We start from the raw sequence: 26,726 nt of genomic DNA, 5'->3' as shown, positions 1-26,726 counted from the left end.
TAAGAAAATCCTGCTATAATCGCGGGTTCGCGCACGGTCTCGGCCGTGCGCGTAGCAATTTCTAAGACCACCGTCCGGTACATTGGTACCGGACTTGCGCAGTGGACAAGGTTCGCTGCGTCAGATTTTGAGATAAAGGAACAACCGTGGCACGTTATATCGGCCCGAAGGCCAAACTTTCCCGTCGTGAAGGTACCGACCTCTTCCTGAAGAGCGCACGCCGCTCGCTCGCCGACAAGTGCAAGCTGGACAGCAAGCCGGGTCAGCACGGCCGCACCTCGGGTGCTCGCACCTCGGACTACGGCAACCAGCTGCGCGAGAAGCAGAAGGTCAAGCGTATCTACGGCGTGCTCGAGCGTCAGTTCCGTCGTTATTTCGCGGAAGCCGACCGCGTCAAGGGCAACACGGGTGAAAACCTGCTGCAACTGCTCGAGTCGCGCCTGGACAACGTCGTGTACCGCATGGGCTTTGGTTCGACGCGCGCCGAAGCGCGCCAGCTGGTCGGCCACAAGGCGATCGTGCTGAACGGTGTTGTTGCCAACATCCCGTCGATCAAGGTCAAGGCCGGTGATGTGATCGCCGTGCGTGAAAAGGCCAAGAAGCAAGTGCGTATTCAAGAAGCACTGTCGCTGGCCGAGCAAGTCGGTTTCCCGATCTGGGTTTCGGTTGATGCCAAGAAGATGGAAGGCACTTTCAAGGCACTGCCGGAACGTAGCGATATCGCGGGCGACATCAACGAAAGCCTGATCGTCGAATTGTATTCGCGTTAATCCGTATGCTGACGCGCCTCACGGCGCGTTTTGCGTTCCGTGCAGGTTGTCACCCATCAGCCTTATCGGTGTAACGAGCCGAGGGTATTGAAAAGGAAACCTATGCAAACCAGTTTGTTGAAGCCCAAGATCATTGCGGTTGAGCCGGTCGGTGAGCATCACGCCAAAGTCGTGATGGAGCCGTTCGAACGTGGCTACGGCCACACCTTGGGCAACGCGCTTCGCCGCGTGCTGCTGTCGTCGATGGTCGGTTATGCGCCGACGGAAGTGACGATCGCCGGCGTAGTGCACGAATACTCCACCATCGACGGTGTCCAGGAAGACGTCGTCAACTTCCTGTTGAACCTGAAGGGTGTGGTGTTCAAGCTGCATAACCGTGACGAAGTCACCGTTACGCTGCGCAAGGATGGTGAAGGTGTGGTGCGCGCTTCGGATATCGAAGTGCCCCACGATGTGGAACTGATCAACCCCGATCACGTGATCGCGCATCTGGCCAAGGGCGGCAAGCTCGACGTCCAGATCAAGATCGAGAAGGGTCGTGGTTATGTCCCGGGTAACGTGCGCCGTTATGGCGACGAGTCGGCCAAGGTGATTGGCCGTATCGTGCTCGATGCCTCGTTCTCGCCGGTCAAGCGCGTGAGCTATGCGGTCGAATCGGCCCGTGTGGAGCAGCGTACCGACCTGGACAAGCTCGTGATGAACATCGAGACCAACGGTGTGCTGTCGCCGGAAGAAGCGATCCGTCAATCGGCGCGCATCCTCGTCGACCAGCTGTCGGTGTTCGCTGCGCTCGAAGGCACGGAGGCCACGAGCGAAGCGCCGTCGCGTGCGCCGCAGATCGATCCGATCCTGCTGCGCCCGGTGGACGATCTCGAGCTCACGGTGCGTTCGGCCAACTGCCTGAAGGCCGAAAACATCTACTACATCGGCGACCTGATCCAGCGTACCGAGAACGAACTGCTCAAGACCCCGAACCTGGGTCGCAAGTCGCTCAACGAGATCAAGGAAGTGCTTGCCTCGCGTGGTCTCACGCTCGGCATGAAGCTCGAAAACTGGCCGCCGGCCGGTCTCGAGAAGTAAGGTGTAATGACATGGCCGCCTTCGGGCGGCCGTGTTGCTACGTAAGTGCGGCGCGTCGGAGCGATCCGATACGGCCGATAGCGAAGGTACCGGCCCGCGGTGTTTGTCACCGATAGAAGAGCTTGGTCGAAAACTCTGTTTAAAGGAAAGTTGAAATGCGTCACCGTCATGGTCTGCGTAAACTGAACCGTACCAGCAGCCACCGTCTGGCTATGCTGCGTAACATGTCGAACTCGTTGATCCAGCACGAAGCGATCAAGACCACGCTGCCGAAGGCCAAGGAACTGCGCAAGGTCGTCGAGCCTCTCATCACGCTGGGCAAGAAGGACACGGTTGCAAACCGCCGTCTGGCGTTCAACCGCCTGCGCGACCGTGAAATGGTCACCAAGCTGTTCAACGAACTCGGCCCGCGCTTTGCCAACCGTCCGGGCGGCTACCTGCGCATTCTGAAGATGGGTTTCCGCGTGGGCGACAACGCGCCGATGGCTTTCGTCGAACTGCTGGACCGTCCGGAAGTCGACACGGAAGCGCCGGAAGTCGCTGAGTAACTCGTCAGCAATTCGCGCAACGGCCCTTGCGGGCCGTCCGCCGTAAGAAGAAGCCAGGTCACCGACCTGGCTTTTTTTTGGGGTATTGTCCGAAGCCATCGCCGGCATTTGCCTCGAAATGGGGCTGCTATTGCACGCTTGCGGCGGTGTCGGTGTAGAGTGAACGATCCTCAAGCCACTCGGGTCTACCGCACAACATGGATGCCCTTCTCATCGTCATGACGACGTTCCCCAACGAGGCGAGCGCCGAAGCCGCCATTGACGGTATGTTGACCGCGCGCCTTGCCGCCTGCGTCCAGCAGATGGCGCCGGTGCGTTCGAGCTATCGGTGGCAAGGCAAGCGCGAGACGAGCGTGGAAGTACCGCTCATGATCAAGACGAGCGCGGCGCGTTATCGCGAGCTCGAACAATACATCAAAGACCACCATCCTTACGACGTGCCCGAGATCGTCGCGTGGCCGGCCGCCGCCGCACTGCCGGCGTATGCACGCTGGGTCGAGGATGAAACCCGGGGAGAGTTGCATGTTTGATGTGAAGACGACGGTTCGGCGGGTTTTGGCTGGCGCGGGAGCGAACGCATCGGGCGCATCGGGCTTGCCCGGTGCCGCCATGCCGGGGGGCTCGCGCGTTTTCGCGTTTTGGGCAATGGTGCTGTGCGCCGTCGCAATGCTGCTGACGCTGACGGCCGGACGCGCCCACGCCGCCAGCGACTTTCTCGATCCGGATGTCGCCTTCAAGGTCTCGAAGACCGAGGAGCCCGGCGCCGTCGTGCTGCACTTCGACGTGGCAAAGGGCTATTACCTCTATCGCGAGCGCTTCGCCTTTGCCGCGGACAATGGCGCCGCTACGCTCGGTGCGCCCCAATTCCCCAAGGGCGAGGTCAAACATGACGAAACCTTCGGCAAGGACATGGAGGTGTACCACGAGCCCATCGACGTTCGCATTCCGGTAAGCCAGGCCAGCGGCCCGTTCACGCTGAACGTCACCATGCAGGGATGTGCGGACAAGGGCTTGTGCTATCCGCCGATGGACAAGCCACTCAAGATCTCGGCTGTGGCCGCCGGCGGCGGTGCTGCCGGCCTCGCGGGGGCAGCGTCCTCGCCCGGACCGGCAACACGAGCGTTGCTGGGGGGGGGCTCCCTCCCGGCGGCGGAACCCGCGGCTTCCGCTGATTCGGCTGCGACGTCAGCGCCTGCCGGCAAGGGCGGCTGGCTGTCGGCCCGCGAGGATTACAGCGAAGCCGAACGCATCCTGTCAGGCGGCAGCTTTGCCGTGGCGCTCGGGATTTTCTTCGCATTGGGCGTCGGACTGGCATTCACGCCGTGCGTGCTGCCGATGGTGCCGATTCTGCTATCGATCGTGGCGGGGCAGTCGGCAAGCCGCGGCAAGGCACTGCGTCTGGCCATCGCCTACGTGCTCGGAATGGCGGTGGTCAACACGGTGATCGGCGTGGCCGCCGGCCTGCTGGGCCAGGGATTGATCGCGTTCCTGCAGGCGCCGTGGGTGCTGGCGTCGTTCGCGCTGTTGATGGTGATCCTGTCGCTGTCGATGTTCGGCATGTACGAGATTCAGTTGCCGTCGGCGCTGCGTGAGCGCATCGACAACGCGGCGCGTAAGCAGAAGTCCGGCCAGTGGCTTGGCGCCGCCATGATGGGCGTGCTGTCCGGACTCATCGTCAGTCCCTGCGTGACGGCGCCGCTGGCGGCCGCCCTCGCCTTCATCGCGAAGACGGGCGACGCCGTCTTCGGGGGCGCCACGCTCTTCGCCCTGTCACTGGGGATGGGGCTGCCGTTGGTGATCCTTGCGGCAGGCGGCGGTACGCTGCTGCCCCGCGCGGGCGCCTGGATGGAAGGGGTCAAGCGCTTCTTCGGTTTCCTGTTGCTCGGCGTGGCCCTGTGGATCGTGCGGCCTCTGCTGCCGACGCCGGTGCTGCTGCTGACCTCGGGGGTTCTGCTGCTCGTGGCGGCGACGTTCATGCGCGTGTTCGACAGCTTGCCGGATGGCGCGGGCGGCGCGCGGCGTCTGCTCAAGGGACTTGGCGTGGCCGTGGCATTGCTCGGTGCCGTGGCGCTGGTCGGCGCGGCCGCCGGTGCGCGCGATCCGCTGGCGCCGCTGGCGGGCCTCACGGCAGGGGCGACGGCGACCGGGGCGGCGGTCGCCGCCGAAGGCGCCAAATTCGAGCGCGTGCGCAGCGTGGCGGAGCTCGACCAGATCGTGGCAACCGCCGGGCGCCCCGTGATGCTCGACTTCTATGCCGACTGGTGCATCAGTTGCAAGGAAATGGAGCGATTCGTCTTCACCGATCCGAAGGTGAGGGCGCGGCTCGACGAACTGGTGCTGCTCAAGGCGGACGTGACGGCAAACAGCGCCGACGATCAGGCGCTTCTCAAGCGTTTCGGGCTGTTCGGACCGCCGGGCATCATCTTCTTCCAGGGCGGCAAGGAAATCCCGGGCGCGCGCGTGATCGGCGCCCAGTCTCCGGAACAGTTTCTGCGCAGCCTCGACAAGGCCTTCGGGCCTTCGTTCGGGCCCTCGGCCTGAGTCCGGCGCGGCGTCGAATATGAGCCGCCGCGCTTACCGGCCCGCCGCGAGCCGAGCGAGCGCTTTCATGGCGTCAGGGCCCGCGATCGTTCGCCTGCGACCGTCTCAGGCCTGTGCGCGTATCAGGCGGGCGGCGTCGAGCGCAAAGTAGGTGAGGATGCCGTCGGCGCCTGCGCGCTTGAAGGCGAGAAGCGATTCCATCATGACCTTGTCATGATCGAGCCAGCCGTTTTGTGCGGCGGCCTTGAGCATCGCGTATTCGCCGCTGACCTGATAGGCGTAAGTGGGAAAGCGGAACTCGTCTTTCACGCGGCGCACGATGTCCAGATACGGCATGCCCGGCTTGACCATCACCATGTCGGCCCCTTCCTCGATGTCGAGCGCCACTTCGCGAAGGGCCTCGTCCGAGTTGGCCGGGTCCATCTGGTAGGTCATCTTGTTGCCCTTGCCGAGGTTCGATGCCGAACCGACGGCGTCGCGGAATGGGCCGTAGAAGGCCGACGCGTATTTCGCGGCATAAGCCATGATGCGCGTGTGGATGTGTCCGCCCGCTTCGAGCGCCTCGCGGATCGCGCCGATACGCCCGTCCATCATGTCGGACGGCGCGACGATGTCGACTCCCGCGTCGGCCTGCGTGAGCGCCTGCTTCACGAGAATGGACGTGGTCACGTCATTGACGACGTAACCGTTTTCGTCGAGTACGCCGTCCTGGCCGTGGCTCGTGTAGGGATCGAGCGCGACGTCCGTGAGCACGCCGAGGTCGGGGAAGTGGCGTTTGAGCTCGCGCACCGCGCGGGGAATCAGGCCGTCCGGGTTGGTGGCCTCGATGCCGTCGGGCGTTTTGAGCGAAGCTTCGACGTTCGGGAACAACGAGATCACCGGCACGCCCAGCGTGACGCACGTATCGGCCACACGCAGCAACTCGTCGATCGACACGCGCTCGACACCCGGCATCGAATCGACGGCTTCACGGCGGTTGTGCCCGTCGAGCACGAACACCGGGTAGATGAGGTCATCGCAGGTCAGGCGGTTTTCGCGCATCAGACGGCGCGAGAAGTCATCGCGTCGCATGCGGCGCGGGCGAAGCAGGGGGTAGGAACTCATGCGATCGGTCCTTTGGACGGAGAATGGCGCGGCGGAAAATTCCGTAATTCGGGGCGTGTCGACGCGTCCCGAAATGCACCGCCGCTGCGTCTGGCTCAATGAAACCGTAAGGCGGAAGGCGCGCAAAAAAACGGCGCTTGCCCGGAAACTTTCGGAAGCATGGTATATCATACCAACCGGATGTTCGCACTGCGTGCGGCGTCCCCCGCTTCTCCTCCCTGAGCGGGCGCCTGTCGTTCTACGATAAGGCTTATTTAAACCCGCCGTGCCTACACGGCGGTTTTTTTATGTGCGCGCACTTTGCGGCGTCGATGTCCCCGGATGCCGGCCGACTCGCGCATTTTCGCTGAACTTGTCACCCTCATCCGTCCGGCCGAGGGATCCGAGTCCCGCATTTCCCATTCGATGCGCGGCCGCCGTGCGCCGCGACGATTTGTCGCGCCCGCGGCGCCCGTTCGACCACTACCTTACGGAGTTGGACGCCGCATGATCGGTGCCATGGGGAGCGAGAGAGCGGACAACGCGAACGAGCGCGGAACCAAGCGCGGAACCGAAGGAAGCGCGACTGGTCGGTGTGGCCGAGCGTCGCTCATTTCTTGCCTGACTCGCGCGGCGGGATGGCGAGCCAGTCTTCGAGCATGCGCTGGGCGGCGTCCACGCCGGTGCGCTTGAGCGACGAGAACAACTGCGCCGTGAACTGCGGTGCGACGGCCGGATCGTCGGACGGCAGACCGTCGGTGCGCGGCAGGGCCGACAGCCGCTTTTGCGTGTCGCGCAGCACGACTGTCGCCTCCTGACGCGTGAGCTTGTCTGCCTTGGTGAGCAGTGCATGGATGGGGCGTCCGGTCGGCAGAAACCAGTCGATCAGTTCGCAGTCGAGGTCCGTGAACGGGCGGCGCGAATCCATGACGAGCACCAGGCCCCGAAGTTGCGGACGTTGCACGAGGTAGTCGCCCAGCAACTGTTGCCAGTGGACTTTCACGCCGCCGCCGACTTCGGCGTAGCCGTAGCCGGGCAGGTCGACCAGGTAGCCGTACAGATGCTCCAGGTGCGCGATCTCGAAGTAGTTGATGTGCTGGGTACGGCCCGGCGTCTTGCTCGAGAAGGCGAGGCGCTTCTGATTGCACAGGATGTTCAGCGCGCTCGACTTGCCCGCGTTCGAGCGGCCCGCGAAGGCGACCTCGGGCACGGCCGTGGCAGGCAGGTCGCGCAGGTGATTGACGGTCGTAAAGAAGCGGGCTTGATGAAGTAGGGACATGGCGAAAACCGGGAGCGCGCAAGCTGCGGAAGGCGGCTGCAACGCGGCTGAAGGGGCGCAAAACGGCGAGTCCGACGCTCACCGGCAACAGCCCGGGAAGCCCCGCTCTGCGGCCTTCTACATGGAAATCCCCTAAAGCCGGGGAAAGTCTTTATTGTACAATATGAAAGTTAACCTTGGCCTTGCCAAGGCTTGCCCGAACGTCTCGCGCGCCGTGAGGATGGAGGAGAAACACGGCGCCGGACGGTGAGTTCGAACGACCGATTTCCCGACAAAACAGATATAAGGTGTGCGAATGAACCGAGGAGTGTGGAAGTCTCTCGCTGCAGCACCGTTGGCGCTGGCATGCTTGCTTCTGAGCGGCGCCAGTCAGGCCGCCGATCCGCCGGCGCCTGCCAAACCTGACCTGAACCGGGGACAGGCGATTGCCAGTCAGGTCTGCGCATCCTGCCACGGCGCGGACGGCAACAGCACCGGCGGCGCTTATCCGAAGCTCGCGGGCCAGCATGCCGAATACCTCTACAAGCAGCTCGCCGATTTCAAGGCGCAGCCGGGCAAGACCCCTGCACGAAACAATCCCATCATGGCCGGCATGGCCGCGGCACTGTCCGATCAGGACATGCGCAACGTGTCGGCGTATTTCGCCTCGCAGACCGAGAAGCCGGGCGCCGCGCGCAACAAGGCCACGGTGCCGCTGGGCGAGAAGATCTACCGCGGTGGTCTGGCCGACAAGGGCGTGCCGGCCTGCGCGTCGTGCCATGGGCCGGCGGGGGCCGGCATGCCGTCGCAATATCCGCGTCTGTCGGGCCAGTGGGCCGATTACACCGCCGCCCAACTAGTCGCGTTCCGCGACGAGACGCGCGGCAACAATGCCCCGATGCACGACATCGCGTCGCGGCTGTCGGACAAGGAAATCAAGGCGGTCGCGGATTACATCGCCGGTTTGCGCTGACCGGCAGCCCCTGCCCTGACATCGTGTGAACGTCAGGGTATATTCGCTGACTTATAACGAAACCAGCAGCGTTGCCGCGAGGCGATGTATTCGAACTGGTTTAGCATACACAGGGTGGCGGGCGCGTGAGACACGCGTCCCCGCCCTTTTTTGTTGTCGGAATCAGGATGAGCATCAGTACCTCCGGAATGCAGATCAAGGGCGCGCAACGCTGGGTGCGCGACGGCGTCGAACTCGTCAGTTCGATGCGTTTCGCCATCAGCCTGCTGACCGTGCTCGCCATCGCCAGCATCGTGGGTACGGTGCTCAAGCAGGGCGATCCGTATCCCAACTACGTCAATCAGTTCGGCCCGTTCTGGGCCGACATCTTCCGCTCGCTGGGCCTGTACACGGTCTACAGTTCGTGGTGGTTTCTGCTGATCCTGTTCTTCCTGATGGCGTCCACGACGCTGTGCATCGTGCGCAACGCGCCGAAGATGATCGCGGACATCCGAAGCTGGCGCGATCACGTGCGCGAGGGCAGCTTGCGCGCTTTCGGTCACAGGGGCGAGTTCACCGGGCCGGCGCCGCGCGCGGAATTGCTGCCGCGCCTGACGCGCTATCTCGGCCATCGCGGCTACCGCTTCGTGGTCCGCGAGCGCGATGGCGCCACGCTCGTGGCCGCCAAGGCCGGGGCTGTCAACAAGATCGGCTACATCTTCGCGCACAGCGCGATCGTGATCATCTGCCTGGGCGGACTCGTCGACAGCGATCTGCTGATTCGCGTGCAGATGGCGCTCTTCGGCAAATCCCCGCTGCAGGGCAACGCCGTCATCGCGCAGATCCCCGAAACGCACCGCCTGTCGCCGAACAACCCGGCATTTCGCGGCTATTCGTTCGTGCCGGAAGGCGGCAAGTCGACCACGGCGATCCTGAATTTCCAGGACGGTTCGGTCGTGCAGGACCTGCCGTTTGCCATCGAGCTCAAGAAATTCCACGTCGATTATTACTCGACGGGCATGCCCAAGCTGTTCGCGAGCGACATCGTGGTGACCGATCCCGAGAACGGCAAGACGATGAGCGCGACCGTGAAGGTCAACGAACCGTTCATCTACAAGGGTGTGGCGATCTATCAGTCGAGCTTCGAGGATGGCGGCAGCAAGCTGCGCCTGACCGGCTACCCGATGCACGGCCCGTCGAGCAAGCCGTTCGCGTTCTCGGGCGACGTCGGCGGCTCCACGCAACTGCGCGGCGGCGCGGCGGGCAAGGACGAATACACGATCGAATTCAGCGACTTCCGCGCGATCAACGTGGAGAACATCAGCACCGGCGGCGGCGAGCGCGACGTGCGAGGCGTGGCCCGCAAATCGTTGCGCGAGGATCTCGGTGCGCAACTGGGTTCGGGCGCGCGTCCCGATCTGGGCAAGGACCTGCGCAACGTCGGACCGTCGGTGCAATACAAGGTGCGCGATCGCAACGGGCAGGCCAAGGAGTACCGCAACTACATGCTGCCCATCCTGGTCGAGGATGGGCAGCGCGTATTCATGACCGGCGTGCGCGACACGCCGGACGGCCCGTTCCAGTACCTGCGCATTCCGGCTGACGAAGACGGCTCGGTCAGGCAATGGATGCTGCTGCGCGCCGCCCTGCAAGACGATGGCGCGCGCGCCGAAGCGGCCCGCCGTTTCGCGGCGCAGTCGCTGCCGGCGCAGACCTCGGCACAGTTGCGCGAGCAACTGCAGGAAAGCGCGAAGCGCGAGCTCGACCTGTTTGCCGGCGCGATTCCGGCGAGCAGGAACGGTCGTGCGACGGGCGGTCTGCAGGCGATTGCCGAGTTCGTCAGCGAGAAGGTGCCGCAAGAGCAGCAGTCCGCGGCGGCGGACATGTTCCGTCGCATTCTCGACGGCACGGTGTGGCAACTGTGGCAGGTCGCACGCGAGCATGCCGGGCAGGCGAGTGCGGAGTCCACGCCGCAGACCGAGCGCTTCGTGCATACGGCGACCAATGCGCTGTCCGACAACTTCCTGTATGACGCGCCCGTGTTCCTGCAGCTCGACTCGTTCGACCAGATTCAGGCGAGCGTCTTCCAGCTCACGCGCTCGCCCGGCAAGAAGATCGTGTATCTTGGCAGTTTGCTGCTGGTGCTCGGCATCTTCTCCATGTTCTACGTGCGCGAGCGCCGCTTGTGGCTATGGATCAAGGATGCACCCGAAGGCGGCAGTTCGGTGCTCATGGCGGTGTCGACCACGCGCCGCACGCTGGATTTCGAAAAGGAATTCGCCCGCACGAAGGCGGAAATGGACGAGATCGTCACAAAACGATGAAGGTGAGACAGATGGAGTTATCGCAACAGTATTCGGAGGCCTCGTGGCTGCGCCGGCGCAGTCCCGGCGACTGGCTGTTCGCGCTCGCGCTGGCCGTTGGCGCGGGCGTGGCGCTGAGCCAGTACGGTCACTACATGGACTACTACGAGCACACGATCCTCGTGCTCGCGGTGCCGACCTTCGCGCTGCTGGGCTGGCACTGGCGTGCGGTGCGCTGGTTGATGGCCGGCATCGCGGTTCTCGCGCTCGGTGGCATCGCCATGTATCACCACGATCTGGCGCGCGCCGATCAGGCCTTCTTCCTCAAGTATTTCCTCTCGAGCCAGTCGGCGATCCTGTGGATGAGCGCGCTGTTTTTCCTGTCGACGCTCTTCTACTGGGGCGGCCTGCTCGCACGCTCGCCGTTCGGCGCGAGCGTAGGCTCGTCGCTGTGCTGGGCGGCCGTGCTGCTCGGCTTTACCGGCATGATGGTGCGCTGGTACGAGTCGTATCTGGTCGGCGCAGACGTCGGGCACATTCCGATCTCGAACCTGTACGAGGTGTTCGTGCTCTTCTGCCTGATCACCGCGCTGTTCTACCTGTACTACGAGCACCGCTACGAAACCCGCGCGCTTGGCCCGTTCGTGCTGCTGGTGATCAGCGCGGCCGTGAGCTTCAACCTGTGGTACAGCGTGGCGCGCAGCGCCTATGAGATTCAGCCGCTGGTGCCGGCGCTGCAGAGCTGGTGGATGAAGATTCACGTGCCCGCGAACTTCATCGGCTACGGTACGTTTGCGCTCGCTGCGATGGTCGCGGTGGCGTATCTGCTCAAGTCGAGCGAGAACAAGCGGCTGGCCGCGACGGGCAAGGCGCCCGACACAGGCTTCTTCTCGTCGCGTCTGCCGTCGCTCGAACTGCTCGACGACGTGATGTACAAGGCCATCGCCGTCGGCTTTGCGTTCTTCACGATCGCGACGATCCTCGGTGCGCTGTGGGCCGCGGACGCGTGGGGCGGCTACTGGAGTTGGGACCCGAAGGAGACGTGGGCGCTGATCGTCTGGCTGAACTACGCCGCGTGGCTGCACATGCGCCTCATGAAGGGGCTGCGCGGGGTCGTGGCGGCATGGTGGTCGCTGACGGGCCTGCTGATCACCACGTTCGCATTCCTCGGTGTGAACATGTTCCTGTCGGGACTGCATAGCTACGGACAGCTCTGACGCGGCGCCTGACGCCGAACGTCGCCCGAAAGCCGCCGCGCTCATGAGCCGGCGGCTTTTTTCATCGTGGCGTATGATTTTTGCATTGCGTGCGGGGGAACCGGCAGGCGCGCGAGCACGGTCGAACCGACGTGGCGGGACGGGCGAAGTCCCGGGGCTTGGCGCAGCGCGGCGCCGCTGCCCGCAAGCTGCATCAGGAGAGCGAGTCATGAGCACGAACAAATCCCGCCTGCGTGGCGCGGACATCCCGGCGAGCAGCATCACGCCGCGGGAACTCGTCGAGGCGCGACGGCATTTTTTGCGCGCTTGGGGCGCGGGGCTGGTGGGGCTGACCGGTATCGGCGGCGCTGCGTTGGGCCTGCTGCCGCACGAGACTGCCTTGGCGGCGCCAGGCGCCGACAGTCCGGGCACGGGGCTGGCGAAACTGAGCGCGCCGCGCAACACGCGCTATGTCGTCACGGACAAGCCCACTGACATCAAGGACGTCACCACCTACAACAACTTCTACGAGTTCGGTACGGACAAATCCGACCCGGCGCGTCGGGCGGGCACGCTCAGGCCGCGTCCGTGGCAGATTGCGATCGAAGGCGAGGTGCGGCAACCCAAGGTCTACGACATCGACGCGCTGCTCAAGCTCGCGCCGCTCGAAGAACGCGTCTATCGCCTGCGTTGCGTCGAGGGCTGGTCCATGGTGATTCCGTGGATCGGCTACTCGCTGTCCGAGCTGATCAGGCAAGTGCAGCCGACGGGCAATGCGCGGTACGTGGAGTTTGTTTCGCTGGCCGATCCCAAACAGATGCCGGGCCTGTCGTACCCGGTGCTCGGCTGGCCATACGTCGAAGGGCTGCGCATGGACGAGGCAATGCATCCGCTTTCACTGTTGACCTTCGGCCTGTACGGCGAGGTCCTGCCCAACCAGAATGGGGCGCCGGTGCGCATGGTGGTGCCGTGGAAGTATGGCTTCAAAAGCGCGAAGTCCATCGTGAAGATCCGCTTCGTCGAGAAGATGCCTGTCACGAGCTGGCATCGCGCCGCGCCGGACGAGTACGGCTTTTACTCCAACGTGAATCCCGACGTCGACCATCCGCGCTGGAGCCAGGCCACCGAGCGCCGGATCGGCGACGGCGGCATCTTCACGCCCAAGCGCAAGACCCTGATGTTCAACGGCTATGGCGAGCAAGTCGCCAGCCTGTACCAGGGCATGGATCTGCGCAAATTTTTCTGAATCTTCCGAGTCGACGCGTCGTGTCCACCCAACCCACCGAATCACGCGACGGTCTTGCCGTTTCCTCGCCGCCGGCACGAGACGGCCCGGTGCGCGCCTGGCAAGCCCACGTGCGGGCCGTGCCGAGGGGCGGTGCACCGCGCTGGGTGCCTTGGGGAAAAGCCACCGTATTCCTGCTCGCGCTGCTGCCGTTGCTGCGTCTCGTGGTGAACGGCATAACGGACCGGCTGGGCGCGAATCCCGTCGAGTTCATCACGCGCTCGACCGGGACATGGACGCTGGTCCTGCTATGCGTCACGCTGGCCGTCACGCCCGTGCGGCGGTTGCCGCGTCTGGCATGGCTGCTGCGCTTTCGCCGAATGCTGGGGCTCTTCGCGTTCTTCTACGCCGCGCTGCATTTCACGACGTACTTCTGGCTCGATCAGTGGTTCGACTGGGCGAGCATCATACGCGACGTGACGGGCAAGCGTCCGTTCATCACGATGGGCTTCGCGGCATTCGTGCTGATGGTGCCGCTGGCGTTGACCTCGCCGCATGCGATGGTGCGGCGTCTGGGTGGGCGGCGCTGGCAACGGCTGCATCGCGCGATATACGCGATCGCGGTGTTGGCGATTCTGCACTACTGGTGGATGAAGGCGGGCAAGCGCGACTTTGCCGAGCCGGCGATCTACGCGATCGTGGTGGCGTGCCTGCTCGGCGCCCGCGTGTTGTGGGCGCTTCGCAGGCGCGCTCAGACGCCATCGGGCAGCAGCCGTTCGCCGGCGAACAGCGACTCGACCGTTTCGCGCTCGCGCACGAGGTAGACGTTCTCGCCGTCGACCATCACTTCGGCGGCGCGCGGGCGCGTGTTGTAGTTCGAGCTCATCGTGAAGCCATAGGCGCCCGCCGAACGGATTGCGAGCAGGTCGCCGGGCGTGATGGCCAGCGCCCGGTCGCGACCGAGCCAGTCGCCGCTCTCGCAAACCGGGCCGACGACGTCATACGTGGCAACGTCCAGCGCGCGCCGCTCGACCGGGTCGATGTCGTGATAGGCCTCGTACATGGCGGGACGGGCCAGATCGTTCATGGCGGCATCGACGATGGCGAAGTTCTTCGTTTCGCCGTGCTTGAGGAATTCCACGCGCGTGAGCAGTATGCCGGCGTTGCCCACCAGCGAGCGGCCCGGCTCGAACAGGACTTGTCGATGGCCGTGGCCGCGCTTGGCGATATGATCGAGCAGCGTGGTGGCAAAGGCGGTGATGTCCGGCGGTGTCTCGTCGGTGTAGGTGATTCCCAGGCCGCCGCCCACATCGATGTGATGTAGCGAAATGCCGGCGGCTTCGAGCTTTTCGACCAGATCGAGCACCTTGTCGGTCGCGTCGAGATACGGCGAGATTTCGGTGATCTGCGAGCCGATGTGGCAGTCGATGCCGACCACTTCCAGGTGCGGCATGGCGGCAGCGGCGCGATAGGCGTCGAACGCTTCCTCGTAGGCCACGCCGAACTTGTTGCCGCGCAGGCCGGTGGAGATGTACGGGTGCGTCTTGGCGTCGACGTTCGGGTTCACGCGCAGCGACACGCGGGCGCGCTTGCCCGTTTGCCCGGCGACCTCGTTGAGGCGGTCGAGCTCCGGACGCGACTCGACGTTAAAGCAGAAGACGTCCTTTTCCAGCGCATAGCGCATTTCGTCGGCATGCTTGCCGACGCCCGAGAACACCGCGCGCTTCGGGTCGCCGCCGGCTGCGATGACGCGCGCCAGTTCACCGGCCGACACGATGTCGAAGCCGGCGCCAAGGCGCGCGAACACGCCGAGCACGGCGAGATTCGAGTTCGCCTTGGCGGCGTAGTGCACGGCGGCGTTGCGCCCTTCGCAGGCCTTGGCGTAGGCCTGATAGGCGCGCGTCAGAGCCGCCTTCGAATAGACGTACAGAGGCGTGCCGAAACGCTCGGCGAGCGCCGGCAGGGCAACGCCCTCGGCATGGAGCACGTCGTCGCGGTAGGAGAAGGTGGCGTCGGACATTGCGAGTACTCGGTAATCAAACGGTGGCCCGCCGGTGGGCGGCGGGCGTGGGCCGAATAGCGCTCGATTGCGCTGGGTCTGGCCGTAGCTTAGCCGGAATTCGAGGGGAATTTGCCGGCGGTTGTCTGGGGGCTGGCCGGGATTGGGCTGGCCGCCAGGCTCATTCGGGTTTGGCGGGGGGCAGCACGTCTGCAGGCGGCACCTCGACCGACGGGCCGCGCTGCGGCTCCGGCACGCGCGGCGGCGGGGGCAGCGGGGCGCCCGGCGGCGGCGTCGGTTTGACGGGCCGGGCCGGGATATACAGCGGCCCGGCCTGGCCGCAGCCGGCCAACACGCTCAGAAGAGCAATCGACGCTACAATCGCGCTGGTTCGAATAGGTGCAGTCATGGGGGTATCGCCGCGTGGTGCGGCATGCAAACGATGACGCAAATCGTGGAGTTTAGCATGACGGAAAGTGAATTCCTGGCGCTCGCCGAGGCGGTGCTGGCGCAGGTGGAGGCGGCTGTCGAGGGCAGCGATGTGGACATCGATTGCGAGCGCTCCGGCAATGTCCTGACGCTCGAATTCGAAGACGGCAGCAAGATTATCGTCAACTTGCAAACCCCGATGAGCGAGATCTGGATCGCGGCGCGCTCGGGCGGCTATCACTACCGGCTCAAAGGCGACAAGTGGCGTGACACCCGCGATGATTCGGAACTGTTCGAAGCGCTCTCGCGCTTCGCGTCGGAGCAGGCCGGCGAGACGGTCACGCTGAGCGCGGACTGAGCGCTCGAATCCCACGGCCCCGGCTCGGTCTGGAGCGCATTGCCGAGTGCCCCCCGCCCCCGGCGCCGGCCTTAACGCAGTCGCCGCCTGCTCCGCAGGCGCTTCTCAGCGTCAAGGCTTGCTGTTGAACATATCCAGGATACGTTGACGCTCCTGCCGATCGACCGGGGCGGGCGTCGGCGCCGGTCCCGGCGACGCCGGCATCTGTCCCGGGAACGCACCGGCGCCGGTTGACGTCGACGGCCCGGTCGCGGCCGATCCATCCGGGGCCGTATCCGCGCTCAGCCCCACCGTGCTCACCGCACGGCCAGGCGGATAGTCGTCATAGAAGTAATCGCCATTGGCCTGGATGACGCCCGGCGGCACCGGACGCGTCGACTCTGGCACCCCGCGCAACGCCTTGGCCATGTAGTCGATCCAGATCGGCAGCGCCAGCCCGCCACCGGTCTCCCGATCCCCCAGATTGCGCGGCTGATCGAAGCCGATCCAGGCCACCCCTACGAGTTGCGACTGGTAGCCGGCGAACCAGGCGTCGTGAGAATCGTTGGTCGTCCCGGTCTTGCCCGCGAGGTCGCTGCGCTTGAGCACGTTGGTCTTCGCCGCAGTCCCGCGCGTGGCCACGTCGTGGAGCATCGAGTTCATGATGAACGCGTTGCGCGCAGGGATCGCGCGGATCGACTCGTCACCCGCCGTCGTCGGCTTCTCCTCCATGATGACGTTGCCCTTGGAGTCGGTGATGCGCGCCACGATGAAGGGATTCACGCGGAAGCCGCCGTTCGCGAAGACCGCATATGCACTGGCCATTTGCAGCGGTGTGACCATGCCGGCGCCGAGCGCCATCGGGAGATACGCAGGATGCTTGTCCGCCTCGAAGCCGAAGCGCCCGATGTACTTCTGCGCATAGCCGGGCGTGATGCTCTGCAGAATACGGATCGACACGAGGTTGCGCGAGCGCATCAGCGCCACGCGCATGGGCATCGGCCCTTCAAAGCCCCCGCCGTAATTCTTCGGCTCCCACGGCTGACCGCCCGTTTGCGCCGCGGTGAAATAGAGCGGGCCGTCGTTGATGATCGTCGCCGGCGCGAAACCCTTTTCCAGGGCGGCCGAATAGATAAATGGCTTGAAGCTCGACCCCGGCTGCCGCCATGCCTGCGTGACGTGGTTGAACTTGTTGCGGTTGAAGTCGAATCCGCCGACGAGCGAGCGAATTGCGCCGTTCTGCGGGTCGAGCGAGACGAATGCGGCTTCGATGTCCGGCATCTGCACGATGCGCCAGTTTTCCTTCGCGTCCTTCGTGACGCGGATCACCGAACCGCGACGGATCTTCTGCTTCGGTTGCGCCTTGGCGCTCAGGCCCGCGGCGGCAAAGCGCAGCCCGTCGCCGGTCACCGTCACGTCGTCGCCGTTGAGCAGCACCGCCTTGACCTGTTGCGGCGTGGCCGACAGCACCACGGCCGCGACCATGTCGCCGCTGTCCGGATGCTCGACGAGGGTATCGTCGATCAGTTGTTCGCGGGCGTCCTGATCGTCTGGCAGATCGATGTTCGCCTCGGGGCCGCGGTAGCCGTGGCGCAGTTCATAGGCCATCACACCCGAGCGCAGCGCTTCATACGCGGCTTCCTGGTCGGCCGAGTTGATCGTCGTGTAGACGTTGAAGCCGCGCGTGTAAATCTCGTCCTTGAACTGGGCGTAGAGCAACTGACGCACCATTTCCGCGACGTAGCCGGCGTGGACGCTGAACTCGCTGCCGAGCCCGCGCACCACGAGTTCCTGGGCGATGGCCTGGTCGTATTCCGCCTTGGAAATGTAGCCCAGGTCGTACATCCGCTTGAGGATGTATTCCTGACGCACGCGGGCGCGCTTGTAATTGACGATGGGGTTGTAGGCGGACGGCGCCTTGGGCAGGCCGGCGAGCATGGCCGCCTCGGCCAGCGTGATGTCCTTCAGATCCTTGCCGAAATACACCCGCGCGGCGCTCGCGAAGCCGTAGGCCCGCTCGCCGAGATAGATCTGATTCATGTACAGCTCGAGAATCTGATCCTTCGTGAGGCGCGATTCGATCTTGTAGGCGAGCAGCGCTTCGTAAATCTTGCGCGTATATGTCTTCTCGCTGGACAGGAAGAAGTTGCGCGCCACCTGCATCGTGATCGTACTGGCGCCCTGCGAAGAGCCGCCGCGCGTGAAGTTCGCCACGCCCGCGCGGAATATCCCGATGAAGTCCACCCCGCCGTGCTGATAGAAGCGGTCGTCCTCGATGGCGAGCACGGCTTTTTTCATGACGTCCGGGATATCGGCGAAGCGCACCAGATTGCGACGCTCCTCGCCGAACTCGCCGATCTGGATTTCGTCGGCGGTATAGATGCGCAGCGGAATCTTGGGTCGATAGTCGACGATCGTGTCGAGCGACGGTAACTGCGGCGTCATCACCACCAGGATGTACCCGGCGAGCAACGCGCCACACACGCCCATCGCGGCGACCAGGCCGACGAACCACAGAGCGAGGCGCAGCCACAGGGAGCGGCGCGGTTTGGGTGGGCGCTTGTCGCGAGGTGTCTCGGTTTGGGGTGTGCTTGCCATGGGGGAACCGGAAAAAACGATGGGCCGATTATAACGAACGCCCCGCGCCCACCCGCCGGACCTGCCGGAAATCGGAGTGCAGGCCTACGGGGTCTCGGAAAAAGACGAGAAAAAACACGCATGAATTCCTAAAGCGGAAATTGACCGCTATGTGCCTCTCAGGATTCGGACTGGTCCGATTGGACTGCCGTATCGCCATCGCTAGGATCGATCGCATCGACAAAGCGAGAAACGGAAGGAGGGGCATGATGAGAGCGGTCCTGCGCGGAGTACGTCAGATGAGCAGCGGACTCACGTCGGCGCCGCCACGCGGCGGCGGTGGCGGGGTGGGCATTCACTTTGACGCGGCGGCGGTCCAATTCGTTCGTCTGACGCGGTGTGCCGGCCCCGCACGTCTGCGCCTGACGGCCTATGGCAGCGCGGTGGTCGAAGACGGTGTCGTGCGAGGCGCGTTGATTGCCAAGCCCGAAGCAGCTGCGCGTCACCTCGCCGATTTGCTGGAGCGAACCGGCATGAGCGCTTCGGAGTTGCGCGACGACACGATCGTGCTGGCGCTGCCGGCGCACGGGCTCAAGACCGAAGTCGTCGACTATCCGGCGGACGTGCCGCCGCGCGCACTACGTGCGTGGTGCGAGCGGCGCGCCGCGCTGTTGGTGCCTGGCGACGCGGACGCCGGCTTGCGCTGCCGGGTCGGGGTGACGTGGGCAGACCCCGCCAACCATCGGCTGCGGCTGTACGCCTGCGAGGCGGAGTTGGTCGACGCTCGCGTCGCGGTACTGGAAATGTGCGGCTTGCAGCCGCAGGCGGTCGATGCGGCACACGAAGCAGCACGACGCGCGTTCCGGTGGGCGTGGCCGAGCGCCGCGCGCGCGGATGCCTCGGCCGGCAGCGGCGCCAACACCGAGACTGAGGCGAACGCTGGGGTGGAGCGGGAGCCGCCGCCGTTGGCGTTGCTGCAGGTGGATGCCAACGAGTTCGACCTTTCGGTATTTGACGGTAGCGATTGCGTGGCCGATGCGCGCGAGCGATTTGACGGCATTGGCGGACATCCGGACGCGCTGGCGGGTATTGTGCGCGAGGTGGCGGGCAAGCTGGCGGTCAGACCCCGTGCGATGTACCTGGCTGCACAAGGCGCCAGCCCGGGCACGCTGGTCGCAATCTGCGATGCACTCGAGGCGGCATGTGGCATTCCGGTACGCCCTTTCGATCCGTTGCGGCGATTCTCGATCTCGCATCGCCGTCAGCCATTCGCGCAGCGCGGCGCCTTTGCGGTGGCATGCGGGTTAGCGCTTCGCGCAATGTCCGTGCAGGGGGTGTCATGCGAGTGAAGGCCTCACTGCCACCGCTCGACTTCCTGCTGACGCTCGAGCAGCGCCGTCAACTGGCGTTCCGTCGTCAGTGGCGACTTTGGACCGCGATCGCGGCGCTCGGAGCCGTGGCCGCGGCCGCGCCGATCGCGCTTGATCTCCACTTACGCGGGGAGGCGCGGGCACGACTTGCTGCGCTGCGCGCGAGCAATGAAGCGCGAGCGGGCGAGCGCGCAGCTTTCGATGCGACCGCGCGTGCTCTGTCTGCCATGGTGGCGCATCGCCGCGCGGCCGTGACCCTGGTCGAGCAGCGGCAATCCGTCGCCCCTCGGCTGCTGGACGTGATGCGCGCCTGCGCTGACGGCGTGCGGCTCACGTCCGTGAAGTCTGGTGGAGACCATTTGCGCATCGAGGGGTACGCGACGACTCAGTCGAGAGTCCGCGAGACACAGAAGCGCCTGCGCGCACTGCCGTGGGTGCGCAAGGTCGCCGAGGTCGAGTCGAGCGTGGTGCCCGAGAGCGTTCGGCGCCAGTGGGCCGATGCCGACACCTCGGGCCCACAGCCTGAGATCCGTCGGTTCACGCTGCGCATCGAGCCCAAGCCGTCGCCCAGACCGGCGGCGCGGGGGGTAGACACCGTGGACGAGTGGTCGTCGGAGGAGGTGGCCGATGTACGGTGAACCCCATCCGCCGGACGACGTCCGCGACGTTGTACACGACATGTCGAGCCGCTGGCGCGCGCGATGGGCCGCGCTGACGTCCACCTCGCCCACCGAGTGGTCTGCACCTGTGCGATGGGTGTTGGCGGCGGTTGCATGGTTGACCGGGCTGATGTTGGCGTGGTCCGTATGGTGGCTCATCGGATTACCGACGCGGGCGGCGTTGCAGAAGGATCTCGGCATCGAGGAGGCGACGCTGGCACGAACCGATGAGGCCGCAGGACAACTGCCCGTGCTGGCGGAGTCGCTCCGGAGGGCGCACGCGGACGACGTTGCCTGGCGGCGCTTGCTGCCGCGCGCGGACGGACCATCGGGCGCTTCGTTGTCGTCCGGCCAGCCTTGGGGCGGTGCTGCACCCCGGATGGAGGAACCGCATCACGAGCCGTCGAGCACGTGGCGCGCGGACCTCGAGCAACAGGTGGCACGAAGCGGGCTGATATTGGAGACGGCGCGGCCGGGCGCCTCGGTGGCGTCCGAACACGCCAGCCGCGAAGACGGTATTGAAATCGAGCGGGCGGAAATGCGCGTTCGCGGCGCGGTAGCGGACCTGCTCGCCTGGCTCGCCGAAGTGGACCGAATGCCGCGTCATCTAGAAGTCGAACGGTTTTCGTTGCAGGGCCCTTCGCGGGAAACCGCCGGGGCGACGGATGCGCAGGCCGTGCTGACCGTGACCGTTGCCGCCTTTCTCTGGCGCAAGCCCTCGGACCTCGCTGTGCGTGCCGCCTCGCAAGCCGTTCCCGCAATGCCCGCACTGCTGCCGCCGTGGGCGCTACCCGCAGACATGGTCGACGTATTCCGAACGCCGCTGACGCGCCGGCCGGCGCGCGGCGCCGTGACGATGGCGGCGTCCAGCCAGGCGCCATCGATCGAGAAGGCGCCGCTGGTGGGGTCGATGCGAGCGGGTTCGCGTTACGTGATGCTTCGGCGCGGCGCCACCGGACTGGAGGCGACCTGGCGCGAAGCGCCCAGGGATCAACGGCGGACGAAAACGGCGGATGCCGACACCGTGGACGTCACGCTGCACGGCGCTCCGGCGGGCGACGCGCTCCGGACTTTCGCTCAGCTCACCGGGCGCAGCGTGGCGCTCGGGGAGCCCGTGCAGGGGAGTCTCGACATGGATTTGCACGGGGTGACGGCCGAGACAGCCTTCGACGTTATGATTCGCAGCGCCGGGCTGGGGGTGCGGCAGGTCGGTGGCGTGGACTGGATTGCACCGCGCGCGCAGTTGCTGGCCGACGAGCAGACGCAACTCGAGGCCGAGGCCAAGCGGGAGGCGCTGCTGCCGCTCGCGAGTCGTCGCTTCACGCTCAACTATCCGCGCGCGCAGGCCCTGCGGGAGATCATCATGGGAGAGAAGGATGCCAAGGGGCGGCGGCTTTTATCGGCACGAGGCAGCTTGATTGCCGATCCGCGCACCAACCAGCTGTTCGTCACGGATGTGCCCGAGAAGCTCGAAGCGCTGGCCTCGTTCATCGCGCGCATCGACGTGCCGGTGCGCCAGGTTCTCATCGAAGCGCGCATCGTCGAAGTCGACGATCGATTCAGCGATTCGCTCGGCGTGCGGCTCGCGGGATACAGTGGGGCGCCGGGGAACGGCGGTGGCGCCGGTGGCGGCGGCAGTGGCGATTCGTCGGATCGTGGCGGCCGAGGGGGGGCCGGCGAGCCGCGAGGTGCCGAAAAGCCCGAGGGCACGCGTGGCGTCGGAGGCAAGCCACGCGGCAGTTCGCTCGACATCGGCTTGCCGGCCGCCGCGCTGGCGGGCGCCGTACCGCCGAGCCTGGCCATCACCCTGTTCGGCCGCTCTGCCACGCGGTTCCTGCAACTCGAGCTCTCCGCTCTGGAGACGAGCGGACGCGGACGCGTGATTTCCCGACCTCGCGTGGTGACGGCGGATAAGATCCAGGCCGTCATCGAGCAGGGTACGGAATTGCCTTATGTGATGCGCGAGGGCCGGCGCAGCCTGCCGTCGGTGCGCTTCAGAAAGGCGACGTTGCGGCTGGAAGTCACGCCGCTGATCACCCCCGACGGTCGCGTAATTCTCGACGTCGACGTGCGCAAGGACAGTGTTGGACAGGAGGTCGTCGGTGGGTTTGCCATCGATACGCGGCAGGTCAAGACGCAGGTACAGGTCGAGAATGGGGGAACGGTCGCCATCGGCGGGATATATCAGGAGGAGCAGCGCGATTCCCGGGCGGGCGTGCCGTGGATTGGAGAGGTGCCAGTGCTCGGCGCCCTGTTTCGAAACCGCACGGAGGAAAACCGACGCACCGAACTGCTGGTATTCCTGACGCCGAGTGTGGTGCCCGAGGGCGGTGCCCTACCCGCGGACGCGCCGCCCCTCGTGGAAGCGCTGCCTGAACTGCCGGCCGTACCGGAGGCGGTGCCGCCCGAGACTGCCCCGTCGCCCGCGTCAACGGTATGGGCGCCGCCGCTGGCGCCAAGGGGCGACCTACCTTCCGGCCATCCCAGGCTGACCGAGGGGATGCCCGAGGCGACGCGTTCCGCACGCCGGAGGGATATCCCGGTATCATCAGGGATTGGAACCCAAATATCAGCGATTTATGCTGGAAAACGTAATACTTGTCGGACTGATGGGGGCGGGCAAGACCACGGTTGGACGCGCAGTGGCACGACGTCTCGGACGGCAGTTCTATGACTCCGACCACGAGATCGAAGCGCGCACAGGCGTGCGCATTCCGGTCATCTTCGAGCACGAGGGCGAAGACGGTTTCCGTCAGCGCGAAGCCCAGACCATCGACGAACTCACCCAGCGCAGCGGCATCGTCCTCGCCACCGGCGGCGGCGCCGTGCTGCGCGCCGAGAACCGCGAACGCATCAAGTCGCGCGGCACTGTCGTCTATCTCCGGGCCAATCCGCATGACCTGTGGCTGCGCACGCGCCGGGACAAGAATCGGCCGTTGCTGCAAACGGCGGATCCGCGCGCGCGTCTCGAACAACTGTTTCAGGAGCGCGACGCGCTGTATCGCGAGTGCGCGACCTTCGTGATTGAAACGGGGCGGCCGAGTGTGAATGCGCTCGTCAACATGGTGCTGATGCAACTCGAAGTCGCGGGCATCGTGCCGAGCACATCCGGCGCCGTGCCGGGCGTGCCCGACAGCGCACTCGCCGAAGCGGCTCCGACCGTGGCACGGGGGCAGGATGTCCCGCGTGAGGGTGGCAGACTGATATCGTCAAACAGCGCCTCAATTAGCGTGCCGAATAGCGCGCCAAATCGCTGGCCAAACCATCGGCCAAATAGCGACGACCCGGAGTCGGCAGCGTCCGTCCCGCCGGCCCATGATGCCCCGTGATACCCGTGATACCCGTGACACCTTTTCTCGCTGATATCGGCCGGTCGATATCGCGAATACGACAACAAGCGGCATGATTACCCTCAAACTCGATCTGGGCGAGCGCGCCTATCCCATCCACATCGGCACCGATCTGCTGACGCAGGACGCGCTGTTCGCGCCGCACGTGCGCGGCACGCATGCGGTCATCGTCACGAACACGACCGTCGCACCGCTGTATGCGGAGCGGGTGGCCGCCACGCTGCAGCGGTTGGGCAAACGCGTCGTCACTGCGGTGTTGCCCGATGGCGAGGCGCACAAGAACTGGCAGACGCTCAATCTGGTGTTCGACGAATTGCTCGGTGCCCAGGCTGACCGCAAGACGACGCTGATTGCCCTGGGCGGCGGCGTCGTCGGTGACATGACCGGCTTCGCGGCGGCCTGCTACATGCGCGGTGTGCCGTTCGTGCAGGTGCCCACGACGCTGCTCGCGCAAGTCGACTCGTCGGTTGGCGGCAAGACAGGCATCAACCATCCGATGGGCAAGAACATGATCGGCGCTTTCTGGCAGCCGAGCGCCGTGCTGGCCGACATCGGCACGCTCGCCACGCTGCCCGAGCGCGAACTCGCGGCGGGCCTGGCCGAGGTGATCAAGCACGGCGCGATTGCGGACGAGAAGTTCTTCGATTGGATCGAGGCGAACATCGACGCGCTCAACGCGCGCGATACGGCGGCGCTCTCATACGCGGTGCAGCGTTCCTGCGAGATCAAGGCGCAGGTCGTGGCCAGCGACGAGCGCGAACAGGGCCTGCGCGCCACGCTGAATTTCGGGCATACCTTCGGCCATGCCATCGAGGCAGGGCTCGGCTACGGCGAGTGGCTGCACGGTGAGGCTGTCGGCTGCGGCATGGTGATGGCGACCGACCTGTCCGCGCGCCTCGGGTTCATCGACGAAGGCCTCGTGCCGCGCATCAAGGCACTGGTCGCGGCGGCCCGGCTGCCGGTCGTCGGGCCGGATCTCGGCGAAGACCGCTACGTCGATCTGATGCGTGTGGACAAAAAGGCCGAAGGCGGCGACATCCGCTTCGTGCTGCTCAACCGCCTGGGGGGCGCGTTCATGACAAGCGTTCCCGACGCCGATTTGCGCGCTACGCTGCGCGCCAACGTGTAAGGAAGGAGGCGGGCGATGATCGATTACGAAGCGTCGCTTGCCCCCTACGCGGCGCGCTCTGCGGCTTCGCGCGGGCGGCGCTTCGCCGAGCCTGCGCCGGCGACGCGCACCGAATTCCAGCGTGATCGCGATCGCATTATTCATTCAACTGCATTCCGTCGGCTGGAATACAAGACCCAGGTCTTCGTGAATCACGAAGGGGATCTGTTTCGCACGCGTCTCACGCATAGCCTCGAAGTCGCGCAGATCGGCCGCTCGATCGCCCGCAATCTCCGTGTGAACGAAGACCTCGTCGAGGCGATCGCGCTGGCCCACGATCTCGGGCACACGCCCTTCGGCCATGCGGGACAGGACGCGCTCAACGCCAGCATGCGCGAGTACGGCGGCTTCGAGCACAACCTGCAGAGTCTCGTCGTCGTAGACGAATTGGAGGAGCACTACGGCGGCTTCAACGGCTTGAACCTGTGCTTCGAGACACGCGAGGGCATTCTCAAGCACTGTTCGCGCGCTAATGCGCGGGCGTTGGGCGAATTGGGTGAGCGCTTTCTCAAGGGGCGCCAACCCGGCATCGAGGCCCAGATCGCCAATCTGGCCGACGAAATCGCCTACAACAACCACGATATCGACGACGGCGTGCGCTCGGGGCTGCTGACGCTCGAACAACTCGACGACGTCCCACTCTGGAAACGCTATTGTGCCGAAGCGCGGCTGGAGTGGCCGGCGATCTCTGGCCGCCGTCTGGTACACGAGACGACGCGCCGGATCATCAATGCGCTGATCGTCGATTTGATTGCCACTACGCGGCGTCGCGTGGCGGACGCTTCGCCCGCCTCGATGGAAGAGGTCCGCGACGCCGGCCCGCTGGTCGCTTTCAGCGACGAAATGCGCGAGCACGCCGGCCAGCTCAAGCGGTTCCTGTTCGAGAACCTTTATCGGCACTACCTCGTGATGCGCATGGCGGCCAAGGCGCAACGCATCGTTCAGGAACTGTTCGACGCGTTTCTCACGGATCCGCGCCTGCTGCCGCCGAATTACCGCACGGAGAATGCGGCCGATCAACCGCGTTGGATCGCACACTACATCGCGGGGATGACGGATCGCTACGCGATCAAGGAATACAGCCGGCTATTTACCATTGCGCCAACGCTCTGATCGCACTGCGACCGCGTCGACCGTCCGTTGGCCTCCTGTTGCCCGCCCGTCGGCCCTCGGTCGACCATAAGGCGCCCGAGAGGGGAAGCCCGCGAGCCACAGGTGGACTTGGAAGACGAACGAGCGAACGAACGAACGAGCGAACGAAATAGCGAAACAGCCGGCGGGTTTGCCGGCTGTTTCGTTTGAGGCGGGGCGTCGGTAGCGCGGGTCCCGGCGTCCGCAGGTTTTTGACCTTTGCAGCGCACGCCCCCACGCTGCCATGCGGCGAGGCACATCGGGGTGCTCGGGAGCCTAGCTGCGACCGGCGATGAAGCCGAGCACCAGCGCGACGGCCGCAACAGTCCCGAGGGCTTGCCATGGGCGCTCGTGTACGTAGCCGTCGGCCTCGTCCCACACTTCGCCCGCTCGCCGACGCAAATTCGCGCGCGCATCGCCGAAGTCGCTGCGAGCCTGCCGCAGCTTGTCGCCGATTTCGTTGCGCAGCGCTTCGATGTCCGACGCCGATTTCGCGTTGGCGAGGGCGTGTTCGAGATCGTCGAGAAGGTCGCGCACGCGAGACGACACATCGCCGCCGGCGAGCCGTGCGGCACGCGCGGTGCGGCGGCCGGCGTAGCGCGCGTCCTCCAGGCTGCTGTTCAGTGCAGTTTCCGCTTTCGAGGCAATTCCCATTTTCAGACTCCCAAGAAGAGGTATTGAAATACGACGTTCGCGTATCCGGAGACGGGAGCGGACGCCGGTGGAACCCTGAGGCGAGCGACCATTATG

General features: G+C 65.3%; 22 protein-coding genes and 1 pseudogene. 17 read left to right on the top strand and 6 right to left on the bottom strand.

Annotated features, from left to right (window positions below; genetic code table 11):
• Positions 1 to 146: 146 nt before the first annotated feature.
• The 5 genes from rpsD (at position 147) to dsbD (ending at position 4,939) form a co-directional block, all read left to right on the top strand.
• Complete coding sequence (gene rpsD / locus CDN36_RS13310; protein WP_150556028.1) at positions 147 to 770, top strand: 30S ribosomal protein S4; 624 nt, start codon at positions 147 to 149, stop codon at positions 768 to 770.
• 102 nt (positions 771 to 872) lie between these two features.
• A complete protein-coding gene (locus CDN36_RS13305) occupies positions 873 to 1,850 on the top strand; it encodes a DNA-directed RNA polymerase subunit alpha (protein WP_150556029.1) in 978 nt (325 codons plus the stop codon).
• Positions 1,851 to 2,005: 155 nt separating this feature from the next.
• Positions 2,006 to 2,398, top strand: coding sequence for a 50S ribosomal protein L17 (gene rplQ / locus CDN36_RS13300; RefSeq protein ID WP_039406335.1), 393 nt, complete (start codon positions 2,006 to 2,008; stop codon positions 2,396 to 2,398).
• A 197-nt stretch (positions 2,399 to 2,595) separates the two neighbouring features.
• Positions 2,596 to 2,928, top strand: a complete 333-nt coding sequence (cutA, locus tag CDN36_RS13295) for a divalent-cation tolerance protein CutA (RefSeq protein WP_287496967.1) — start codon at positions 2,596 to 2,598, stop codon at positions 2,926 to 2,928.
• Between the two features lie 115 nt (positions 2,929 to 3,043).
• A complete protein-coding gene (dsbD, locus tag CDN36_RS13290; RefSeq protein WP_287496966.1) occupies positions 3,044 to 4,939 on the top strand; it encodes a protein-disulfide reductase DsbD in 1,896 nt (631 codons plus the stop codon).
• Between the two features lie 105 nt (positions 4,940 to 5,044).
• On the opposite strand, the gene hemB is transcribed toward dsbD, so the two are convergent.
• On the bottom strand, positions 5,045 to 6,043 hold the full coding sequence (gene hemB, locus CDN36_RS13285) for a porphobilinogen synthase (protein ID WP_287496965.1): 999 nt from the start codon (positions 6,041 to 6,043) through the stop codon (positions 5,045 to 5,047).
• A gap of 589 nt (positions 6,044 to 6,632) precedes the next feature.
• On the bottom strand, positions 6,633 to 7,301 hold the full coding sequence (gene yihA / locus CDN36_RS13280) for a ribosome biogenesis GTP-binding protein YihA/YsxC (RefSeq protein ID WP_287496964.1): 669 nt from the start codon (positions 7,299 to 7,301) through the stop codon (positions 6,633 to 6,635).
• A 295-nt stretch (positions 7,302 to 7,596) separates the two neighbouring features.
• Here yihA and CDN36_RS13275 point away from each other — a divergent pair, with 295 nt between their 5' ends.
• From CDN36_RS13275 to msrQ, 5 genes are all read left to right on the top strand, one after another.
• Entirely contained in the window at positions 7,597 to 8,253 is a 657-nt protein-coding gene (locus CDN36_RS13275; protein WP_150556033.1) for a c-type cytochrome, read from the top strand.
• A 167-nt stretch (positions 8,254 to 8,420) separates the two neighbouring features.
• On the top strand, positions 8,421 to 10,556 hold the full coding sequence (locus CDN36_RS13270) for a cytochrome c biogenesis protein ResB (RefSeq protein WP_287496963.1): 2,136 nt from the start codon (positions 8,421 to 8,423) through the stop codon (positions 10,554 to 10,556).
• Positions 10,557 to 10,567: 11 nt separating this feature from the next.
• On the top strand, positions 10,568 to 11,752 hold the full coding sequence (gene ccsB / locus CDN36_RS13265; RefSeq protein WP_287496962.1) for a c-type cytochrome biogenesis protein CcsB: 1,185 nt from the start codon (positions 10,568 to 10,570) through the stop codon (positions 11,750 to 11,752).
• A gap of 208 nt (positions 11,753 to 11,960) precedes the next feature.
• The gene (gene msrP, locus CDN36_RS13260; RefSeq protein ID WP_287496961.1) at positions 11,961 to 12,977 is read left to right on the top strand and encodes a protein-methionine-sulfoxide reductase catalytic subunit MsrP; all 1,017 of its coding nucleotides are present in this window, start codon (positions 11,961 to 11,963) and stop codon (positions 12,975 to 12,977) included.
• An 89-nt stretch (positions 12,978 to 13,066) separates the two neighbouring features.
• Positions 13,067 to 13,780 (top strand): protein-methionine-sulfoxide reductase heme-binding subunit MsrQ, encoded by a 714-nt coding sequence (msrQ, locus tag CDN36_RS13255; RefSeq protein WP_174966396.1) that lies wholly within the window; start codon positions 13,067 to 13,069, stop codon positions 13,778 to 13,780.
• Here the strand turns inward: msrQ and lysA are convergent.
• Both lysA and lptM read right to left on the bottom strand, forming a co-directional pair.
• Entirely contained in the window at positions 13,708 to 14,976 is a 1,269-nt protein-coding gene (lysA, locus tag CDN36_RS13250; RefSeq protein ID WP_287496960.1) for a diaminopimelate decarboxylase, read from the bottom strand. The genes msrQ and lysA overlap by 73 nt on opposite strands.
• A 160-nt stretch (positions 14,977 to 15,136) precedes the next feature.
• Positions 15,137 to 15,364 carry an LPS translocon maturation chaperone LptM gene (lptM, locus tag CDN36_RS13245; protein WP_150556038.1) on the bottom strand — a complete coding sequence of 76 codons (228 nt, stop codon included), beginning with the start codon at positions 15,362 to 15,364 and terminating at the stop codon, positions 15,137 to 15,139.
• A 57-nt stretch (positions 15,365 to 15,421) separates the two neighbouring features.
• Between lptM and cyaY the strand changes: the two genes are divergently transcribed.
• Entirely contained in the window at positions 15,422 to 15,742 is a 321-nt protein-coding gene (cyaY, locus tag CDN36_RS13240) for an iron donor protein CyaY (RefSeq protein ID WP_150556039.1), read from the top strand.
• 111 nt (positions 15,743 to 15,853) lie between these two features.
• On the opposite strand, the gene CDN36_RS13235 is transcribed toward cyaY, so the two are convergent.
• Positions 15,854 to 18,319: a penicillin-binding protein 1A gene (locus tag CDN36_RS13235; RefSeq protein ID WP_287496959.1), complete on the bottom strand. Its 2,466-nt coding sequence runs from the start codon at positions 18,317 to 18,319 to the stop codon at positions 15,854 to 15,856.
• 179 nt (positions 18,320 to 18,498) lie between these two features.
• On the opposite strand from CDN36_RS13235, the gene pilM reads away from it, so the two are divergent.
• The 6 genes and pseudogenes from pilM (at position 18,499) to CDN36_RS13205 (ending at position 25,958) form a co-directional block, all read left to right on the top strand.
• Positions 18,499 to 19,647 carry a type IV pilus biogenesis protein PilM gene (pilM, locus tag CDN36_RS13230; protein ID WP_287496958.1) on the top strand — a complete coding sequence of 383 codons (1,149 nt, stop codon included), beginning with the start codon at positions 18,499 to 18,501 and terminating at the stop codon, positions 19,645 to 19,647.
• On the top strand, positions 19,638 to 20,306 hold the full coding sequence (locus CDN36_RS13225) for a PilN domain-containing protein (RefSeq protein ID WP_174966387.1): 669 nt from the start codon (positions 19,638 to 19,640) through the stop codon (positions 20,304 to 20,306). The genes pilM and CDN36_RS13225 overlap by 10 nt, the downstream gene beginning before the upstream one ends.
• Complete coding sequence (locus tag CDN36_RS13220; protein WP_287496957.1) at positions 20,296 to 23,001, top strand: type IV pilus secretin PilQ; 2,706 nt, start codon at positions 20,296 to 20,298, stop codon at positions 22,999 to 23,001. Before CDN36_RS13225 ends, CDN36_RS13220 begins: the two co-directional genes overlap by 11 nt.
• Positions 22,907 to 23,425, top strand: a pseudogene (locus CDN36_RS13215) (shikimate kinase); the annotation flags it as partial. The gene CDN36_RS13220 and the pseudogene CDN36_RS13215, both read left to right, overlap by 95 nt.
• A 304-nt stretch (positions 23,426 to 23,729) precedes the next feature.
• Positions 23,730 to 24,806 (top strand): 3-dehydroquinate synthase, encoded by a 1,077-nt coding sequence (aroB, locus tag CDN36_RS13210; RefSeq protein WP_287496956.1) that lies wholly within the window; start codon positions 23,730 to 23,732, stop codon positions 24,804 to 24,806.
• 15 nt (positions 24,807 to 24,821) lie between these two features.
• Positions 24,822 to 25,958, top strand: coding sequence for a deoxyguanosinetriphosphate triphosphohydrolase (locus CDN36_RS13205; protein ID WP_287496955.1), 1,137 nt, complete (start codon positions 24,822 to 24,824; stop codon positions 25,956 to 25,958).
• A 294-nt stretch (positions 25,959 to 26,252) separates the two neighbouring features.
• Here the strand turns inward: CDN36_RS13205 and CDN36_RS13200 are convergent, their stop codons facing one another.
• Entirely contained in the window at positions 26,253 to 26,630 is a 378-nt protein-coding gene (locus CDN36_RS13200; RefSeq protein ID WP_150556046.1) for an ElaB/YgaM/YqjD family protein, read from the bottom strand.
• Between the last annotated feature and the right edge of the window lie 96 nt (positions 26,631 to 26,726).

The sequence above is a fragment of the Pandoraea sp. CB10b_02 genome, assembly GCF_002216225.1.
Taxonomy (GTDB): Bacteria; Pseudomonadota; Gammaproteobacteria; order Burkholderiales; family Burkholderiaceae; genus Pandoraea; species Pandoraea nosoerga.
This window is presented reverse-complemented; position numbering and strand designations above follow the sequence as displayed.